This window comes from Plantactinospora sp. CNZ320, assembly GCF_002846275.1.
In genome coordinates this window covers 800,549-819,212 of record NZ_PJMP01000001.1, presented here as the reverse complement: position 1 = coordinate 819,212, position 18,664 = coordinate 800,549, and the positions used below count along the sequence as shown (strand labels likewise).

The 18,664-nt window shown below is 70.4% G+C and carries 19 protein-coding genes; 8 read left to right on the top strand and 11 right to left on the bottom strand.

Annotated features, from left to right (window positions below):
- Positions 1–22 precede the first annotated feature (22 nt).
- The 3 genes from CLT71_RS03465 to CLT71_RS03455 form a co-directional block, all read right to left on the bottom strand.
- Complete coding sequence (locus CLT71_RS03465) at positions 23–646, bottom strand: GyrI-like domain-containing protein (RefSeq protein WP_101365818.1); 624 nt, start codon at positions 644–646, stop codon at positions 23–25.
- 1 nt (position 647) lies between these two features.
- Positions 648–1,469, bottom strand: coding sequence for a MerR family transcriptional regulator (locus tag CLT71_RS03460; RefSeq protein ID WP_101365817.1), 822 nt, complete (start codon positions 1,467–1,469; stop codon positions 648–650).
- A gap of 137 nt (positions 1,470–1,606) precedes the next feature.
- Complete coding sequence (locus CLT71_RS03455) at positions 1,607–2,134, bottom strand: GNAT family N-acetyltransferase (protein WP_101365816.1); 528 nt, start codon at positions 2,132–2,134, stop codon at positions 1,607–1,609.
- A gap of 130 nt (positions 2,135–2,264) precedes the next feature.
- On the opposite strand from CLT71_RS03455, the gene CLT71_RS03450 reads away from it, so the two are divergent.
- From CLT71_RS03450 to CLT71_RS03430, 5 genes are all read left to right on the top strand, one after another.
- Positions 2,265–2,720 carry an LURP-one-related/scramblase family protein gene (locus tag CLT71_RS03450; RefSeq protein WP_101365815.1) on the top strand — a complete coding sequence of 152 codons (456 nt, stop codon included), beginning with the start codon at positions 2,265–2,267 and terminating at the stop codon, positions 2,718–2,720.
- Positions 2,721–2,889: 169 nt separating this feature from the next.
- Complete coding sequence (locus CLT71_RS03445) at positions 2,890–3,969, top strand: LacI family DNA-binding transcriptional regulator (RefSeq protein WP_101365814.1); 1,080 nt, start codon at positions 2,890–2,892, stop codon at positions 3,967–3,969.
- A 108-nt stretch (positions 3,970–4,077) separates the two neighbouring features.
- The gene (locus tag CLT71_RS03440; RefSeq protein WP_101365813.1) at positions 4,078–4,389 is read left to right on the top strand and encodes a hypothetical protein; all 312 of its coding nucleotides are present in this window, start codon (positions 4,078–4,080) and stop codon (positions 4,387–4,389) included.
- A gap of 122 nt (positions 4,390–4,511) precedes the next feature.
- A complete protein-coding gene (locus CLT71_RS03435) occupies positions 4,512–5,291 on the top strand; it encodes an LLM class flavin-dependent oxidoreductase (protein ID WP_101365812.1) in 780 nt (259 codons plus the stop codon).
- 164 nt (positions 5,292–5,455) lie between these two features.
- Positions 5,456–6,004, top strand: coding sequence for a YceI family protein (locus tag CLT71_RS03430; RefSeq protein WP_101365811.1), 549 nt, complete (start codon positions 5,456–5,458; stop codon positions 6,002–6,004).
- Positions 6,005–6,034: 30 nt separating this feature from the next.
- On the opposite strand, the gene CLT71_RS03425 is transcribed toward CLT71_RS03430, so the two are convergent.
- The 7 genes from CLT71_RS03425 to CLT71_RS03395 form a co-directional block, all read right to left on the bottom strand.
- Entirely contained in the window at positions 6,035–6,778 is a 744-nt protein-coding gene (locus CLT71_RS03425) for a 4'-phosphopantetheinyl transferase superfamily protein (protein ID WP_143743354.1), read from the bottom strand.
- A 333-nt stretch (positions 6,779–7,111) separates the two neighbouring features.
- Entirely contained in the window at positions 7,112–7,798 is a 687-nt protein-coding gene (locus CLT71_RS03420) for an L-ribulose-5-phosphate 4-epimerase (RefSeq protein ID WP_101365809.1), read from the bottom strand.
- Positions 7,795–9,462 (bottom strand): ribulokinase, encoded by a 1,668-nt coding sequence (gene araB / locus CLT71_RS03415; RefSeq protein ID WP_101365808.1) that lies wholly within the window; start codon positions 9,460–9,462, stop codon positions 7,795–7,797. The genes CLT71_RS03420 and araB overlap by 4 nt, the downstream gene beginning before the upstream one ends.
- A gap of 224 nt (positions 9,463–9,686) precedes the next feature.
- On the bottom strand, positions 9,687–10,685 hold the full coding sequence (gene yjfF, locus CLT71_RS03410) for a galactofuranose ABC transporter, permease protein YjfF (RefSeq protein WP_101365807.1): 999 nt from the start codon (positions 10,683–10,685) through the stop codon (positions 9,687–9,689).
- Positions 10,682–11,743 carry an ABC transporter permease gene (locus tag CLT71_RS03405; protein ID WP_101365806.1) on the bottom strand — a complete coding sequence of 354 codons (1,062 nt, stop codon included), beginning with the start codon at positions 11,741–11,743 and terminating at the stop codon, positions 10,682–10,684. The genes yjfF and CLT71_RS03405 overlap by 4 nt, the downstream gene beginning before the upstream one ends.
- Positions 11,743–13,344, bottom strand: a complete 1,602-nt coding sequence (locus CLT71_RS03400; protein WP_199187493.1) for a sugar ABC transporter ATP-binding protein — start codon at positions 13,342–13,344, stop codon at positions 11,743–11,745. Before CLT71_RS03400 ends, CLT71_RS03405 begins: the two co-directional genes overlap by 1 nt.
- Positions 13,345–13,386: 42 nt before the next feature.
- On the bottom strand, positions 13,387–14,334 hold the full coding sequence (locus CLT71_RS03395) for an ABC transporter substrate-binding protein (RefSeq protein ID WP_486483647.1): 948 nt from the start codon (positions 14,332–14,334) through the stop codon (positions 13,387–13,389).
- Between the two features lie 406 nt (positions 14,335–14,740).
- Here CLT71_RS03395 and CLT71_RS03390 point away from each other — a divergent pair, with 406 nt between their 5' ends.
- Both CLT71_RS03390 and CLT71_RS03385 read left to right on the top strand, forming a co-directional pair.
- Complete coding sequence (locus CLT71_RS03390) at positions 14,741–15,724, top strand: LacI family DNA-binding transcriptional regulator (RefSeq protein WP_101371102.1); 984 nt, start codon at positions 14,741–14,743, stop codon at positions 15,722–15,724.
- Between the two features lie 282 nt (positions 15,725–16,006).
- Entirely contained in the window at positions 16,007–16,354 is a 348-nt protein-coding gene (locus CLT71_RS03385) for a histone-like nucleoid-structuring protein Lsr2 (RefSeq protein ID WP_101365804.1), read from the top strand.
- A 151-nt stretch (positions 16,355–16,505) separates the two neighbouring features.
- Here the strand turns inward: CLT71_RS03385 and CLT71_RS03380 are convergent, their stop codons facing one another.
- Positions 16,506–17,801 (bottom strand): Ig-like domain-containing protein, encoded by a 1,296-nt coding sequence (locus CLT71_RS03380; protein WP_101365803.1) that lies wholly within the window; start codon positions 17,799–17,801, stop codon positions 16,506–16,508.
- 197 nt (positions 17,802–17,998) lie between these two features.
- Between CLT71_RS03380 and CLT71_RS03375 the strand changes: the two genes are divergently transcribed.
- Positions 17,999–18,607, top strand: coding sequence for a DUF1349 domain-containing protein (locus CLT71_RS03375; protein ID WP_101365802.1), 609 nt, complete (start codon positions 17,999–18,001; stop codon positions 18,605–18,607).
- Positions 18,608–18,664: the final 57 nt, after the last annotated feature.

Sequence of the window (18,664 nt, the reverse complement as noted above, 5' to 3'; positions counted from 1 at the left end):
ATGTGGCTGCGGTGGGAAGTCCTCAGCGAGGAGCCACCGGATAGCGGAGGATCGTCCGCAGTCTCGTCGCGGCCGTCCGGGCCGGGTTCGACAGGTAGATCTCGTGGTGGTGCCCCGCTATCCGGTACCCGGACTCGTCGACGAAGGCCATCAACCGGTCGTGGGTCGGCCGCTCCTCGCTGTACGGCCCGACGTGCAGCACCTGCGCGCTCGTCCCCTCGGTCAACCGGCGCAGCTCGACCCGGTCCACCGGCACTCCGGGCTTCTTCCGGGCCGCCTCGGCGATCACCTCCGCCACCAGATCCGGCTGCGCCGCCTCGAACGGCTGGAGGATCAGCATCGTCCAGTTCCAGGTCGACCGGTCCTGGCGGGTCAAGTCCCACTCCCCCGACCCCCACCACAGCCCCTCCAGCGGTGCGACGGAGTAGTCGAGCACACCGGCGCGGCCGAGCCGGAAGCGCAGCCCGTACGCGACCGTGTAGAGCGCCCGCACCGCCTCCTGGTACGCGGACCCGTCCGGGTCTCCGACACCGTCGATCGCCAGGTACGGCAACTCCGGTACCTCCACCAGGGTCGGTGCGGTGCCCGCCGCGTACAGCCGGGAGTGCACCTTCTTCAGATCGGTCCTGGTCGGGGTGGTGGTCATCTCAGTTGTACTCCTCGTCCTCGATCGGCACGACCACCCGGGTCACCAGTTGGGCCGGTTCGGTCGTCAACGGGTCGGCCAGGTACGCCTCCCGCACCTGCCCGTACGGGCGCAGCCCGCGCTCGTGTATCCAGGCGAAGACCGCCTGGTACGTCAACGTCAGGTGTTCGTACGGCCCGACGTGCACCGCCACCACGGCCGGACCCGGCGGCAGTTCCTCGACGGCCGTACCCGCTGCGGCGTCGGCGGGTACCTCGCTCTGCACCCCCACCGCGACCCGGAGCTGGCTGCCCAGGTCGACCGGAAAGAGGCCCCAGACCGGCGGCGTCCAGTCGAGGCCCGACATCCCGGCCAGCAGTGCACCGATCTCGCCACCGAGCGTCGCGCCGATCTCCTCCGGTGCGCAGACCGCGCGGCGGACCAGCAGCCGGCGGGCGGGCTCCTGCGCCAGCGTCACCTCGTGCCGGAGCAGCCCGTCGATGAGCAGGTCACCGCTGAGCAGCCGGTCCAGCAGCTGCCAGCTGCGCTGCTGTGCGGCGATCCGGTCGGCCAGCCGGCGCTGCTCGGTCCGCAGCACGGCGGCCCGGGCGTCGTCGTCGCCGGTGAGCACCCGGGTGATCGCCGCGAGCGGGACGTCGAGGCCGCGCAGCAGGGCGATCACCATCGCGTCGCGCACCTGGGCCCGCCGGTAGTAGCGGTAGCCGGTGGCCGGATCCACGCTCGCCGGCCGCAGCAGGCCCAGCTCGTCATAGTGGCGCAGCTGCTTGACGCTGAGTCGGCACAGCCGGGCGAACGCGCCGATCGGCAGGAGTTCCCTGGTCACCGCCTCATCCTGGACCCTCCCACCGAGGGAGGGTCCAGGCACCACCCGGTCCGCCGTCAGACCCCGGTCGCGGCCGGGGTCATCGGTCGGTCAGGCGTTGGAAGAAGATGTGGTCAGGCGTTGGAAAGAAGATGTGGTCAGGCGTTGGAGGAGGTCGTGGCCAGGCGTTGGAAGAGGATGTGGTCCTGCCATCGTCCCGCGATCTCGACGTGTGCCCGGGCTACGCCGATCCGGTCGAACCCGTTGCGCCCGAGCACCCGCTGTGATCCGGTGTTGTGCAGCAGCGTTCCGGCCATCACCTGGTGCAGGTCCAGTTCACCGAAGGCGATGTCGAGGATCAGCGCAACGGCCCGGGTCGCGACGCCGCGTCCGTTCACGGGCTCGGCCACCCAGTAGCCGAGGTTCGCGGACTGCGCCGGCCCGCGCAGGATCGTCGACAGCGTGATCGTGCCGCAGATCTGCCCGTCGTGCTCGATCACGCAGCCATAGCCGGTGCCGTACTCCCGCTCCGCGGTCGCCTGTTCGAGCCGGGCCCGCTGACCTGCGGTGGTGAAGAAACTCTCCGGCCGGCGGGGTTCCCAGGGGGCGAGGAAGCGCCGGTTCGCCACGTACGCCTCGGTCAGCGCGACCGCGTCCTCGACAACGGCGGGTCGGATTCCGATCATGGGCCGATTCTCTCAGCCGGCGGCGTCGGCGGTCAGCCGGGCTTGCGCGGGTGCGGGCCGGGGCGATCAGCGCACAGCCCCGGCCCGCACCCGGCAGGACGGGTTTGCCGAGCCTGGTTAACCTGGGGAAATGTTGAAGGCCCGCAGGGTGAGCACGTGGCGCAGCCGCTACGAGATCAGCGTCCGGGACCGGGTCGTGACGACCTGGGACGACGCCTTCTGGCGCAGCGGCGGCGACTTCGAGTTGGACGGCCAGCGCTACCAGGTGCGCGGCAACGCCTGGGGAAGCCGTTACAGCCTGCTCGACGGGGCGGGCACCGCCGTCGCCTCGGCGGACCGGGTCGGCCGCAAGCGATGGACGGTCGAGTCCGCCGGGCAGACGTACCACTTCCAGCGCGCCTCGCTCTTCGGCAACGAGCAGGAGTTGCATGCCGGCGGCCGCCGGGTCGGCTCGGTGAAGCGGGTCAGCTTCTGGCGCGGCGAGATCGACGCCGAGCTGCCCGGCCTGCCGCTGCCGGTGCAGATCTTCGTCGTCGGCGTGGTGATCACCATGTGGAACCAGCAGGCGGCTGCCGGGGCCAGCTGAGCCACCGGGCAGCGCCGGAGCCGACCGATCCGAAAACCTTTTCGGAGTACCCCGACCGGGTCGCGCGACCACTGTCCCTTCCCCACGAAGGGGAGAATTACGGTGCAGGCGGCCTAGACTAGAATCTCGGTGGCTCGGCCCTCTCGAAAGACGGTCCGAAAGGATTTCGGTGGTCAGACAACGCTCCCAATCAGTGACCCTGACCGACGTGGCCCGGCGGGCCGGCGTCTCGGTGGCCACCGCCTCGAAGGCGCTCAACGCGCGGGACGAGGTCGCTCCGGCCACCCGCCGCCGGGTCCTGGAGGCGGCCGAGGAACTCTCCTTCCACCCCAACGCCCTGGCCAAGGGACTGATCTCGGGGCGTACCCGGACGATCGGGCTGCTCACCGACGAACTCGGCGAACGCTTCGCCTTTCCGGTGCTGCTCGGCATCGAGAACGCGCTCGGCAACGAGCAGATGTGCGTACTGCTCTGCGACGCCCGTGGGGACGTCATCCGGCGCCGGCACTACATCCGTACGCTGCTGGCCCGCCAGGTGGACGGCTTCATCATGCTCGGTGACTCGAACGACATCCGCCCCTCGCTCACCCGGGACATCCCGGTGCCGGTGGTCTACGTCTACGGCGAATCCGACGACCCGAAGGACCTCTCGGTACTCGCCGACGACGCCGGTGGCGCACGGCTGGCCGTCGAGCACCTGGTCGCCCTCGGCCGGCGCCGGATCGGGCACATCACCGGTCCGGAGACGTACCGGGCCGCCCGCGACCGGGTGACCGGCCTGCACTCGGTACTGGCCGAGGCCGGCCTGCCGCTGGCCGGCGGTGACCCGCTGTACGGCGAATGGTCCCAACGCTGGGGCCGGCACGCCGGCCGGATGCTGCTCACCGCAGACCCGGAGATCGACGCGATCTTCTGTGGCAACGACCAGATCGCCACCGGGGTCGCCGAGACCCTGCTCGACCTCGGCCGGCGGATCCCGGACGACGTCGCGATCGTCGGCTACGACAACTGGGAGGTCTTCGCCGCCGACTGCCGGCCGCCGCTGACCACGGTGGACCTGAACCTGCAACAACTCGGCGCGACCGCGGTCAAGCAGCTCTTCGCCGCGCTCGACGGCGAGCGGGCCTCCGGGGTGATCCGGCAGCCCTGCCGGCTCGTCGTCCGGGAGTCGACCGGTCCGGTCGCCGCGCTCGGCGCCGCCCGCGCGGCCGTCCGGACCGAGCTGGCTACCCAGGCCGACCGCGGGTAATCCCGCCGACCGCCTCCGGTCCGGTCCGACGGGCAAAAAGCGATAACAGGGGACCCTCCCGCAGCTCTCGGGGCATGCTCAGATAACCGGCGGGGAAGGGAGTACGGCGTGAGGAACTACGACGACGACTGGTCCGAGGACCAGCGCGCGCTGTACGACGAGTGCTTCAACCTCGGTGAGGCATGGGGCGGCGACCCGGAGACCGACGCCGACGAACTCCAGGACGTGATCAACCTCGCCGAGGCCGACGACGACGAACTCGCCGAGATCGACCTCAGCTATCCCCCACTCGTCGACGCGGTTGCCGAGGCGACCGGGGAACAGGTGACGAGTGTGACCGCCGACCGGGAGGATCCGGCGTTCCGTGGCTTCGTCGACGGTGTCCGGCAGGGTGCCGAGGAGGACGTCTTCGGCCTCTGAGACCCGCTCGGCGGACGAGACAGGGCGAGCCAGCGGACGGGACAGGGCGAGCTGGCGGGTCGGACAGGGCGACCCGGCGGACGGGACAGACAGGGCGGGCGGAGACCGGTAGACATGCGGGCATGCGGTACGCGATATCCCTTCCGCCGGCCGGAGCGCCGGCCGACCTGATCGACGCCGCCGTCGCGGCCGACTGGACGGGCTGGCACGGCTTCTTCCTCTGGGACCACCTCGGTGCCGACGGCGAGGCGATGCACGACCCGTGGGTCCTGCTCGGCGCGATCGGCGCCGCCACCGACCAGGTCCGGCTCGGCGCGATGGTCACCCCGCTGGCCCGGCGCCGGCCGTGGAAGGTGGCCAAGGAGGTGATCACGCTCGACCAGCTCAGCGCCGGCCGGGCCGTGGTCGGGGTCGGTCTCGGCGTTCCGGAGACCGACTTCACCGGGTTCGGCGAATCGGCCGACCCGCGCGCCAGGGCAGCCGCCCTGGACGAGGCGCTGCTGGTGCTGGACGGGCTGCTGCGCGGCGACGAGGTGGCGCACGACGGCCCGCTGTTCCGGGTACGTGCCCGGCTCGGCCCGAACACCGTGCAACGGCCCCGGCCGCCGATCTGGGTCGCCGCGACCTGGCCGCACCGGCGTCCACTGGACCGGGCCGCCCGCTACGACGGGGTGTTCGCGCTCGGCCGCGACGCGATCGGCGGACTGACCCCGGACCAGGTCGCCGAGGTACGCGCCGTACTCGGGCCGGACCGCGACATCGTCGTACCGCACGATTCTGCGGTGCCGGTCGACGAGTACGCCGCCGCCGGGGTGACCTGGTTGGTGGTGGGGCCGGACAATCCGTACGGTGACTGGTTGGCCCGGTTGCGCCGGCAGATCGAGGCGGGTCCGCCAGCCTGATCGCACCCCGGCGCTTTCTGGCCGCAGCACGGCGTTGCCTGAGGATTGGCCGCAGCGCGGCGTTACCCGAGGGTCTGCCGAAGGGTCACGCCGGCCTCGTCGATCTAGGCTGTACCCGTGATCGGAGACCGGCGTCGTCCAGCAGTGGAGGAGATCGAGCGGCCATGACCGTGACCAACAGGGCCGAAGAGCCGAGTGGCGACCCCGGGCAGGACGTGCCGACCGGCACGTACACCATCGACCCGGCCCGGTCGGTGATCCGGTTCGACACCCGGGCGGTCTTCGGGCTGCTGCCGGTACGCGGCACCTTCCGGATCGACAGTGGCACGATCACGGTGGCCACGCCGCTGACGGAGTCGACGGTGGAGACGGAGGTGCTCGCGGGCAGCTTCGACAGCGGGCTGCACCTTCGGGACGCGCACGTCCGCTCCGCCGACTACCTGGACGCGGCCACCCACCCCCGGCTGCGCTTCCGGGGCGAGCGGTTCGTGCCCTCCGGCGACGGCGGCGGGACGTTGCACGGAGAGTTGACGGTACGCACCGTCACCCGACCGGTGACGCTCACCGTCGAAGGGGTGGCCGCCGGCACGGCGGAACTCAGCGCTCGGGCCGGCACCGTCATCGACCGGTACGACTTCGGCCTGACCAGGGCCCGGGGGATGACGGGCCGTTCGATCCGGCTGACGCTGGAGATCGTCGCGACTCGCCGCTGAGAGTGCGGCGATAAACGGGTCGGCCGGGGCTCAGGCCGGTTCGGGCATCGGACGGCCGGCGGCGAGTGTCGCCGGGAACTGCGCCAGGCTGACCCGGACCGGCCGGCTGGAGAGGACCGCGACGGCGGCGGTGTAGTCCGGACCGGCGTCGAGGTCGTGCAGTTGCACCGGGCCGTCGAGGCCGTTCCCGGCGGCCCAGTCGACCAGCCGGGCCGGCTCGTCCGGCGGCGTCAGCGTGATCCGGTTCATCGGTGCGGCCAGCCCGTGCCCGGTCGCCTTCAGCAGCGCCTCCTTGCGGGCCCAGTACCCGAAGAAGGCCCGTCGGGCGGACTCGGCCGGCTGCCCGTCCCACCAGCGCAGCTCGGCCGGCGACAGCACGCTGCGACTCAGCGCGGCCACGTCGGTGCCGTCGGTCAGCTCCTGCACGTCCAGGCCGACCGGGTCGGTTGCCACCGCCACGGCCACCCACTGCCCGGAGTGGGTGAGCGAGAAGTCGAGCCTGGTGGCGGGCCGCTCGACCACCGGCTTGCCGTGCCCGGCGCCGCAGTGCCGGCAGTGCCGGGAGAAGCCGAGCTGCCCGGCCGGCACGTCGAGGTAGTGCCCGAGCAGCATCCGTACCCCGACGTGTGCGGCCTGGTAGCGGTCCCGGTCGGCGGCCTGCCGGAACCGGGCGTGCCGCTGCCGTTCCTCGTCGTCGAGCACGTCGAGCCCGGCCCAGTGCGCCGGACCTATCGGCAGCCGCCACACCTGGCACTCCCCCGGCACCGGAGGCACCGGTCCACCCGCTCCAGCGGGTGTCGGGTGGACCACCTCGGGCACCTCCGAGGGAGTGCGGCGGGATCCGGTCAACAGGCACCACCTGGGGTCGCGGATGGACGACGGGCGCGGGCGTCCTTGCCCGGAGACATTCTGGCGCGAGCGGCGAACGGTCCGATGCGGCGGAAACCCCGCTGTCGCGCCCGGAGACATTCTGGCGCGAGCATGCCAGCCCCGAGTCGGCGCACCAGCCCGCCCGGGCCGCGCCGTCGACCCAGCAGGCCGCCGAGCGCCCAGGACGGGCCGGGCCGTCGACCCGCCCGGCCCGCGGCGCCCGCCCGGCCCGCGGCGTCAGCGCTGGCCGTACACCCCCTGGTAGCGCTCGTAGAGGGCGTCGATGTGCTGGGGCTCGATCGGCACCAGCGGGCCGCCGGTCCGGGCGATGTGCACGGTACGCGCGACGTCCTCGCACATCACCGCCGCCTTCACCGCCGCCTTGGCGCTGGCCCCGATGGTGAAGACCCCGTGGTTGCGCATCAGAACCGCCGGTGAGCGGTGTCCCTCCAGGGTGGCGACGATGCCCTTGCCGATGTCGTCGCCGCCGATCAGCGCGAACGGGCCGACCGGGATCTCCCCACCGAACTCGTCGGCCATCGCGGTGAGCACGCAGGGGATCGCCTCGTCCCGGGCGGCCCAGGCGGTGGCGTACGGGCTGTGCGTGTGCACGACTCCGTTGACCTGCGGCATGTGCCGGTAGACGTACGCGTGTGCGTCGGTGTCGCTGGACGGTGAGTGGTTGCCGTCCACCACGTCCCCGTCCAGGGTGGTCACCACCATCGACTCCGGGGTCAGGTCGTCGTACGACACGCCGCTCGGCTTGATCACCATCAGGTCCGCGCCGGGCACCCGGGCGCTGACGTTGCCGCTGGTCCAGGTGACCAGCTTCCAGCGGGTGAGCTCCTCGTGCAGCCGGCACACCTCCTGGCGGATCCGGGCGACATTCTCGCTGATCGTGCCGGTGAGTTCGCCGCTGGTCATCGGCGCGCCTCCTCGCGTAGTGCGTGCAGCCGGTGCAGCACGTCGTTGCCGCCCCGGCCGAAGTGGTCGTGCAGTCGCTCGTACTCGGCGTAGAGCCGGTCGTACACGTCGGCGCTGGCCGGGTCGGGCTGGTAGACGCCGCGCCGGACCTTGCCCATCGCGGCGGCCGCGGCGGTGATGTCCGGGTACGCCCCGGCGGCCACCGCCGCGTGGATCGCCGAGCCGAGCGCGGGCCCCTGCTCGGAGTCGATCACCGACAGCGGCCGGCGCAGCACGTCGGCGTAGACCTGCATCAGGAAGGTGTTCTTCAGCAGGCCGCCGGCGGCGATGAACTCGGTCACCGGAACGCCGGCGTTCTCGAAGGCGGCGACGATGGTCCGGGTACCGAAGGCGGTCGCCTCGATCAGCGCGCGGTACTGGTCCTCCGGCCGGGTGGCCAGGGTCTGCCCGACGATCATCCCGGAGAGGTAGTGGTCGACGAGCACCGAGCGGTTGCCGTTGTGCCAGTCCAGGGCGACCAGCCCGTGCTGGCCGGGGCGCTGCGCTGCGGCGAGTTCGGTGAGGAGGTCGTGCACCCCGATTCCGCGCCGGGCCGCCTCCTCGGCGTAGCGGGCCGGTACGCAGTGCTCGACGAACCAGCCGAAGATGTCCCCGACGCCGCTCTGCCCTGCCTCGTAGCCGAGCCGACCGGGCACGATGCCGTCCCGGACCACGCCGCACATCCCGGGTACCTCGGCCAGGGTGTCGGCGACCATCACGTGACAGGTCGAGGTGCCCATGATGGCCAGCAGTTGACCGGGCTCGACGGCGTTCGCGGCGGCGGCGGTGACGTGCGCGTCGACGTTGCCGACCGCCACCGCTATCCCGGCCGGCAGCCCGGTCACGGCCGCCGCCTCCGGGGTGAGCCGTCCGGCGAGCCCACCGAGCGGGGCGAGCGGGTGGGCGAGCCGGGTGTCGACGAAGTCGGCGAAGTCGGGGTGCAGCGCGGCCAGGTAGTCCCGGGACGGGTACTGCCCGTCCTGGTGGATGCCCTTGTAGCCGGCGGTGCAGACGTTGCGGGTCTCCTCGCCGCAGAGCTGCCAGATGATCCAGTCGGCCGCCTCGATCCACCGCTCGGTCCGGGCGTAGACCTCGGGATCCTCGGTGAGCACCTGGAGCGCCTTGGCGAACTGCCACTCGGCGGAGATCCGGCCGCCGTACCGGGGCAGCCACGGCTCGCCGCGCTGCTCGGCCAACTCGTTGATCCGGTCGGCATGCCGCTGCGCGGCGTGGTGCTTCCAGAGCTTCGGGTACGCGTGCGGCCGGTCGGCGAACCCGGGTACCTCGTTGAGCGGGGTGCCGTCGGCAAGCGTCGGCAGTACGGTGCAGGCGGTGAAGTCGGTGCCGATCCCGATCACCGCGTCCGGCGACACCGAGGCGGCCGAGAGCGCCTTGGGTACCGCCTCGCGCAGCACCGAGCGCCAGTCCTCGGGCATCTGCAACGCCCAGCCGCCGGGGAGTTCGGCTCCGGTCTCCGGCAGCCGCTCGTCGATCACCCCGTGCTGGTACTCGTGCACCGCCGAGCCGAGTTCGGCGCCGTCCGAGACCCGGACCACCACCGCCCGGCCGGAGAGCGTGCCGAAGTCGACGCCCACCACGTACCGGTCCGCACCGTTAGTGCTCACTCGTGTCCCTCCTGGACGTTCCCTGTTCTCCCTCGCCGGCTCCACCGCCCGCACCCGGTGGACCGGCTCCACCGTCCGCGTCCGGTGGACCGGCTCGCGGCGGCACCCGCCGACGCACCCGCCGGGCGCCTCCGCCACCCGTCAGCCAACCACGGTGTTAGCGCTATCACCAGCCCGGGGTGCACCCCTCGGTCCCCCGCCGCCCGCGCCGGTTGGTGGCCGCCCTACTTCTGTCGTCGCGTCACCACGCGCTGCAACACGATGAACACGAAGAGCAGAACACCGATCACGATCTTGGTCCACCACGAGCTGAGGTTGCCCTGGAAGGTGACGATGGTCTGGATCAGCCCGAGCACCAGCACTCCGAGCACGGTGCCGACCAGGTAGCCCGAGCCGCCGGTCAACAGCGTGCCGCCGATCACCACGGCGGCGATCGCGTCGAGTTCCAGCCCGACCGCGTGCCCGTTGTTGCCGGAGAGCATGTAGAAGCTGAGCAGCAGCCCGCCGAGCGCCGAGCAGAACCCGCTGATCGTGTAGACCGCGATCCGGGTACGCGCCACCGGCAGTCCCATCAGCAGCGCCGACTGCGGGTTCCCGCCGATCGCGTACGTGTTGCGGCCCAGCCGGGTGTAGCCGAGCACGTAGATCCCGATCGCCACCACCACGAGCGCGATGATCACGCTGGTGGAGATGAAGAAGCCACCGAACCGGATCCGCTGCTGCGCCACCGACGTCCAGAACGGGTCGTCGATGGTGATCGACGATGTGCCGATCGTGTAGCAGAGACCACGGGCCAGGAACATCCCGGCCAGTGTCACGATGAACGGCTGGATCTCGAAGTAGTGGATGATGCAGCCCATCGCGAAGCCGAGCAGTGCGCCGATCAGCAGTACCAGCGGCAGCACCAGGTACGGCGACCAGCCCCGCTCCTCCAGCAGCGACGCGGAGAGCATGGTGGTCAGCGCGACCACCGAACCGACCGAGAGGTCGATGCCGCCGGTCAGGATCACGAACGTCATGCCGACCGCGACCACCAGCAGGAACGCGTTGTCGACGAAGACGTTCAGCACCACCTGGGTGTCGGAGAAGCCCTCGTAGCGCAGCACCCCGGCGCTGTACATCAGGACCAGCAGGGCGAGGGTGGCAAAGATCGGCAGGTACTTCTGCTGGACCCCCAGCATCCGGGCCCGCCCGTTCGCCACCGTTCCCGGCACGGCGGTCATGCCGGCACCTCCTCCACCTTGGGCTGTCGTTCACGCTCCGGAGCGGGCGGCGATGGCGGCGGCTTCCGGCGTCGGCCGAAGACCTTGGCCCGGAAGGCCGGCGACTGGAGCAGGCAGACGATCGTGACGACCAGCGCTTTGAACAGCAGCGTGGTCTCCGGCGGGATGCCGATGCTGTAGATGGTGGTGGTGAGGGTCTGGATGATCAGCGCGCCGAGCACCGTACCGCCGAGGGAGAACCGGCCACCGGCCAGCGACGTACCGCCGATCACCACCGCCAGGATGGCGTCCAGTTCGATCCAGAGGCCGGCGTTGTTGCCGTCCGCGCTGGAGACGTTGGAACTGATCATCAGTCCGGCGACCCCGGCGCAGAACGCGGCGAAGACGTACCCGGTGAAGATGATCCGCCGGGCGTGGATTCCGGCCAGCCGGCTCGCCTCGGCGTTGCCGCCCACCGACTCGATCAGCAGGCCGAGCGCGGTACGCCGGGTGAGCAGCAGCGCGAGCCCGAAGACCAGCAGCGCCACCAGGATCGAGAACGGCACCGTCAGCCAGTACCCGCCGCCGATCAGCTTGTACGGCGAGCTGTTGATCGTGATGATCTGCCCGTCGGTGATGAGCTGGGCCAGTCCCCGACCGGCGACCATCAGGATCAGCGTGGCGATGATCGGCTGGATGCCGAACTGCGCGACCAGCAGTCCGTTCCAGGCGCCGAGCAGCAGGGCCAGCACGAGGGCGACTCCCACCGCGGCCAGTACCCCGAGCACGCTGTTCTGGTCACCGAGTTCGCTGATCCGCAGGCAGGCCAGCGCGGCGGAGATCGCCACGACCGAGCCGACCGAGAGGTCGATGCCGCCGGTGGCGATCACCAGGGTCATGCCGAGCGCGACGAGGATCAGCGGCGCCCCGAACCGCACGATGTCGATCAGGTTGCCGTAGAGGTGCCCCTGACGTACCTCGATGGCGAAGAAGTCGGGGGTGAAGAACAGGTTGCTGACCAGCAGCAGCACCAGGGTCAGCACGGGCCAGAAGAACCGGTGCCGTACGAGGCCGGCCATCACACCTCCTCCCGGACGACCACCGCGTCCGTATCGTGCGCTCGGTCAACCGGGTCGGGTGGCGCCGAACCGTGGCCACTGGCGATGATCGCCATGATCCGCTCGGCGGTCACCTCGTCGTCGTTGGCGAGGTCGTCGACCATCCGCCGGTCCCGCAGGACCGCTATCTTGTGGCTGAGCCGGAGCACCTCCTCCAACTCGGCGGAGATGAAGAGCACCGCCATCCCACCGTCGGAGAGCGTGACCACCAGGCGCTGGATCTCCGCCTTGGCGCCGACGTCGATGCCCCGGGTCGGCTCGTCCAGGATCAGCAGCCGGGGTTCGGTGATCAGCCAGCGGGCCAGCAGCACCTTCTGCTGGTTACCACCACTGAGCTGGCCGACCAGCGCCTCCGGGTTGGCCGGCACGATCCGCAGCGCCTTGACGTACCTGTCGACAAGCTCGTCCTGGCGGCGCCGGGGCAGCGGTCGGGACCAGCCCCGGGCGGCCTGTAGGGCCAGGATGATGTTCTCCCGGACGGTGAGTTCCGCTACCAGCCCCTCGGTGCGGCGGTTCTCGGAGCAGAAGGCGATGTCCTTGGCCATCGCGCTGCGCGGGCCGCGCATCGCCACCGGCTCGCCGTCGATCCTGAGCTCTCCGGCGTCGGCCCGGTCCGCGCCGAAGAGCAGCCGGGCGATTTCGGTACGCCCCGAGCCGAGCAGCCCGGCCAGCCCGACCACCTCGCCCCGGTGGATGGTGAGGCTGAACGGGGCGATCGCCCCGCCCCGCCCGAGCCCGGCCGCCTCCACCACCGGCTGCCCCCGCTCCAGGGTCGCCAGTGAGCGGCGCGGCTGCTCCTCCAACTCCTCCAGCACCGCGAGTTCCTTGCCGATCATCGCGCTGACCAGGTCGAGCTGGCTCAACTCCCGGGTGGCGTACTCGCCGACCAAGCGCCCGTTGCGCAGCACCGTCATCCGGTCGGAGATCTCGTAGACCTGGTCGAGGAAGTGGCTGACGAAGAGGATCGCCATCCCCTCGCGCTTGAGTTGCCGCATCACCCGGAAGAGTTGCCCGACCTCGTCGGCGTCCAGGCTGGAGGTCGGCTCGTCCAGGATGAGCACCTTGGCGGAGATGTCGATCGCCCGGGCGATCGCGACCATCTGCTGCACCGCCAGGGAGAGGCTGCCGAGCGGGGCCGAAACGTCGATGTCCAGCCCCAGCCCGTCGAGCAGTTGCCGGGACCGGCGCCGCAGCTCGCCCCAGTGGATCGCGCCGAAGCGGCGCGGTTCCCGGCCGATGTAGATGTTCTCCGCCACCGAGAGGTTGGCGCAGAGGTTGACCTCCTGGTAGACGGTGCTGATCCCGGCCTGCTGCGCCTGCAACGGGCCGGCGAAGTGGACCGGGGTGCCGTCGAGGACGATCTCGCCCTCGTCCACGTCGTACACCCCGGTCAGCACCTTGATCAGCGTCGACTTACCGGCACCGTTCTCGCCCATCAGGGCGTGCACCTCGCCGGGGAAGAGCCGGAAGTCGACTTCGTCGAGTGCCCGTACGCCGGGGAACCGCTTGCCGATGCCGGTCATGGTCAGGATCGCCCGGGGCTGCCCCGACGTCGTCTCCATCCGCTCTCCTCCGTCCGTCATGTCGTGCGGTCGCGTCCTCGGCTAGTACTGCCGACTCGGCAGCGCGGCCTTGGCCTGCTCCTGGGTGAAGGTGGTCTCCTCGGTGACCACCCGCTCCGGCACGGTCTCACCGGCGACGACCTTCTTGACCAGGTCCATCAGCTGTGGGCCGAGCAGCGGGCTGCACTCCACGATGAAGTTGATCTTGCCGTCCGCCAGCGCCTGCATCCCGTCCTTCACCGCGTCGACCGTGATGATCTTGATGTCGACACCCGGCTTCAGACCGGCACCCTCGATCGCCTCGATCGCACCGAGACCCATGTCGTCGTTGTGCGCGTAGAGCACGTCGATGTCCTTGTGGGCCTTGAGGAAGGCGTCCATGACCTCCTTGCCCTTGGCCCGGGTGAACTCGCCGGTCTGCGACGCGATCACCTTGAACTTCGGGTCGGCCTTGATGACGTCGGCGAAGCCGGCCTTGCGGTCGTTGGCCGGCGCCGAACCGGTGCTGCCCTGCAGCTCGACGATGTTCACCGGCTCGGACTTGCCCTGGTATTCGGTGACCAGCCACTCACCGGCCTTCTTCCCCTCAAGCACGAAGTCGGACCCGATGAAGGTCTTGTACAGCGTCTTGTCGGGGGAGTCGATCGCCCGGTCGGTCAGGATCACCGGGATCTTGGCGTCCTTGGCCTCACGGAGCACCGTGTCCCAACCGGACTCCACCACCGGAGAGAAGGCGATCACGTCGACCTTCTGGGTGATGTACGTCCGGATCGCCTTGATCTGGTTCTCCTGCTTCTGCTGCGCGTCGGAGAACTGCAGGGTGATGCCGGCCTCCTTCGCCGAGTCCTGGATGGACTTGGTGTTCGCGGTACGCCACCCGCTCTCGGCACCCACCTGTGCGAAGCCCAGCGTGATCTTGCCGTCGTCCTTTCCGGAGCCACTGCCCGCGCCGCCGCCGTCGCCTCCGCAGGCGGCCAACGCGGTCACCATCAGTCCGCCGAGTACAACGGCGGAGATCTTTTTCAGCACCGTTTCCTCCTCGCCTGGGAACATCGTTGTCTGTCGTAGTTACCGTTCACACGCAAGGCCGAGCAGGAGATCACCACACCAGCCGTACGATGCCGGAGATTCCTGGATTCGGCCCAGTCTGCCACGGAGAACGCCGACAGTGAGGGCACGCCGGACGATCCACAGGGCTTCCTGTTTCGTGAGTGTTAACGTTCTCATGCCGGTCGTCAAGAGGTACTTCCGGCGACGGTATGGATCCGTGATGCTGGATCGCCGGACCCGCACCGCCGGACGGCCGGCCGAGACGAAGGAGCGGCTGTTGACAGCTGACCGTATCGACGCCGGTGACCAGCCCGCCAGTGCGGTGCCCCGGACCCGCGGCTTCGTGATGCGCGACGTCGCGCGCCTGGCCGGCGTCTCCCACCAGACCGTCTCCCGGGTGCTCAACGACCACCCGAACGTCCGGCCGGAGACCCGCGACCGGGTGCTCGCGGCGATGCGGGCGCTGAACTACCGCCGCAACTCGGCGGCCCGCACCCTGGTCACCCGCCGGTCCCGCACCCTGGGACTGATCGCCTACGAGACCACGCTCTTCGGCCCGGCCTCCACTCTGTACGGTCTGGAGCAGGCCGCCCGGGCCGCCGGATACTTCGTCAGCGTGGCGAGCGTACGGGCCCTGGACCGGGCGTCGGTGCTGGACGCGGTCGACCGGCTCTGCGAGCAGTCGGTGGAGGGGATCGTGGCGATCGCCCCGCAGAGCAGCGTGGGCACCGCCCTGGCCCAGGCGCCGGCCGGACTGCCGGTGGTCGGGGTCGGCGGCGGCGGTGAGCAGGTGCCGACGGTCTGCATCGACAACTCCACCGGGGCCGCGATGGCGACCCGGCACCTGCTCGGACTCGGGCACACCACCGTGCAGCACATCGCCGGCCCACCGGACTGGCCGGAGGCGCGGGACCGGATCGAGGGCTGGCGGGAGGCGCTGCACGCGGCCGGCGCCCCGGTGCCGGCCGCCCGGTCCGGTGACTGGAGCGCACGGTCGGGTTACGAGCACGGTCGACTGCTCGCCGCCGACCCGACGGTGACCGCGATCTTCTGCGGCAACGACCAGATCGCGCTCGGCGCGCTGCGGGCCCTGCACGAGGCCGGCCGCCGGGTACCGGCCGAGGTCAGCGTGGTGGGCTTCGACGACGTACCGGAGTCGGGTTATTTCCTGCCGCCGCTGACCACGGTCCGGCAGGACTTCGCCGAACTCGGCCGACGCAGTCTGGACCTGCTGATCGAGCAACTCGAAAGTGGCGGCCGGAGCAACCGCCGGGTCTCGTTGACCCCCCGGTTCGTCACCCGGGCGAGTTCCGGACCAGCGCCCGGCTGAGCGGCGCGTCGGGCGGGACCCGCACCCGGAATGCGTGGCGTCGGATTAATCGGGATAGCACACCCCGCCGCCCACAATGGCAGCCGCCCACCTGCCGTGGTGGCGCCGCCCCGGCAAACCTCGGAAGCCTTACCGCAGCGGGATACCGCGTGCGCCGACGCCAGAAGTTAAGCACCGCCGGGTGCCGCCGACGCGCGAGAAATATCCAATGTCTTGCAGAATTGGCAGGTGATCAGTCAAACTCGACTCCTAGCAATTAAGGTTCACGAGGAGTAATCGACCATGGCGAAGCAGGTAATCACACTTCTGACCGACGACCTCGACGGCGGCGAGGCCGACCGCACTGTCGAGTTCGGCCTGGACGGCGTCAACTACACGATTGACCTGTCGGATAAGAACGCCGGCAAGCTCCGCAAGGCGCTCGATGTTTACATCCACGCGGGGAGCCGGGTCGGGCGCGGCCAGGTGGAAAGCCGTCGGTCGACCCGGCGCGGTGCCACCGCGAGCCCGACGCGTAGTGACCGCGACCTCAACCGCGCCATCCGGGAATGGGCCGTGCAGAACGGCTACGAGGTTTCCGAGCGGGGTCGCATTCCGTCGTCGGTGGTGCAGGCGTACAACAGCCGGTGAGCGGCCGGGCACGGGCGAGGACATGCCGATTCCGGCCCGCGCACCGGCCGGAATGGTCACCGAACCACCAGGTGCCACCGGCGCGATCGCCGGTGGCACCCGTGTGCTGAGCGGCCGGCCTCGGAAAGCGCCGCTGGCACCGGTCGCCGGGTTACCGGCCGCCGCTGCTCGACGACGGGGCTGGCGGGGTGGCCGGCTTGTCGGCCGGCCGCTTCTCGGCTGCCGGCGGCCCGCCGTTCGACCCCCCGCCCGGAGCCGGCGTGGCCGGCTTGATGTCGGCGGGGACCGGCAGGGCGCTGCCCTTGACGAACTCGTCCCAGCTCACGTTCCAGGCGGTCCAGCCGTTGCCCTGGTCGAGGGTGACCTCGGTGCCTTTGATCGTCACCAGGTCGCCAATCCTGGTCTGCTCCATCAGCCACTCCGAGTTCGCGTCCGACACGTTCGTGCAGCCGTGTGAGACGTTCCGCTCCCCCTGGTCTCCGACGGACCACGGCGCCGCGTGGATGAACTCGCCGCCCCAGGTCAGCCGCTGCGCGTTGAAGACGGTCACCACGTAGGGATCCGGAGATCCGGTGGTGTCGAAGACCGTCGACTCGTGCTTCTCCATGATCACCATCTTGCCGCTCGACGTCGGGGTGCTGCTCTTGCCGAGGCTGACCGGGATCTTCTTCACCAGCACGTCGTCCTTGAACACCGACATCTGCTTGGTGGCGTTGTCGATCTCCAGGAAGAGCCGGTTGCCGATCTTCGCGGTACCGGTGCGGTCGGTGTCACCGAAGCTGCCCTCGCCCATCGGTACGCCGTCGAGCGCGGCCCGGACGCTGACCGTGGTACCCGGACGCCAGAAGTCGGGAGCGCGGTAGGAGACCTGGCGGCCGTTCTCGTCCCACGACCAGACGCCCGGCTGCGGCGGGTCCGTGCTGACCAGGAGCCGTCGCTGGATCCCGGCACGGGCATCCTTCGGGATGTCGGAGTCGAATGAAACCGTTATCGGCATCGCCACCCCGTACGTCTGGTCACTGCGCAGATTAAGGTTGCTCACGGTCCGCTTAGCCGGTTTGTCCATGGTGCTGAAGGTCGTCTTCTGGGTGACCGCCTTCCCGGCGTCATTCTTCGCGGTTACCTCGGCGGTATAGGTCTGCTTGTTCGCCAACGCCTTGCTCGGCATCCAGCTCGTACCATCCGCACGCATCGCGCCATCGACCCGAGCACCCTTGGCATCCGTCACGACCACGTCGGCGACCTTCCCGTCCGTCACCGCCGTACCGATCTCGACACTGGTCGGCAGATCCCGGCTATCCGGTGCGGGGGTAATCGCCAGCTTCGGTGGTGGCGGTGCCGGCCGGCCGGCCCGTTCAAGCGGATTGCCCGTGCAACCCGCCAGAACCAGTGGTATGGCGGTCATCACGAGCATCACCAACAACACCGCTCGACGCCTCAGTACCATGCTCCCCCCACCCCATTCCTCCGCTCCGGTCGCAAGGCTTTCGCCTCGGATGGGTCACGCCGCAGCGCGGCGAGAACCGCCATTACCCCCGGAATCGCCGCTCAACCAAGGGGTAAACCCCCGAGGCGCCGACGGTTTTCGCCGGCACCGGGCACGCCGGCACCCCACCGGCGGCGGGTTTCTGGCATCCTTCTCGGATGCAACACATCGACCTCGGCCTGCCGACACCGCTTTCCTGGGATGTCACGCCGGCCGACTGGGCATGCGACGGCACGACCGCGCTCACCGTCAGCGCACCGGCTCAGAGCGACCTCTTCGTGGACCCGGGCGGCGGCGACCCTGCGCTCTCCGCTCCCCGGTTGCTGACCGCGGCCCCCGAGGGCGACTTCCAGTTCTCGGCCCGGGTCAGGGTCGGCTTCGCCGGCACCTACGACGCCGGCAGCCTGATGCTCTACGCCGGCCCCCGGCACTGGGCAAAGCTCGCCTACGAACACTCACCGCAGGGCGCCTCGATGGTGGTCTCGGTGATCACCCGTGATGTCTCCGACGACGCCAACGGTTTCGTGGTCGACGACGCGGCCCCGCTCTGGCTGCGGATCTCCCGGATCGGCCCGGCCTGGGCCTTCCACGCCAGCACCGACGGGGCGTGGTGGGAGTTCGTCCGGTACTTCCGACTCGACCCGGCCGCGCCACCGGTCCAGTTCGGCCTCTCGGCACAGTCGCCGACCGGTGCCGGCTGCCCGGTCTGGTTCGACCAGATCAGCTTCTCCGCCGCCCGCCTGGCGGACCTGCGGGACGGCCGGTAGGCGGCACGCCTCCGTTCCCTGCGACAGGTCGACGACCTCCTCCGGAGACCGGGATGG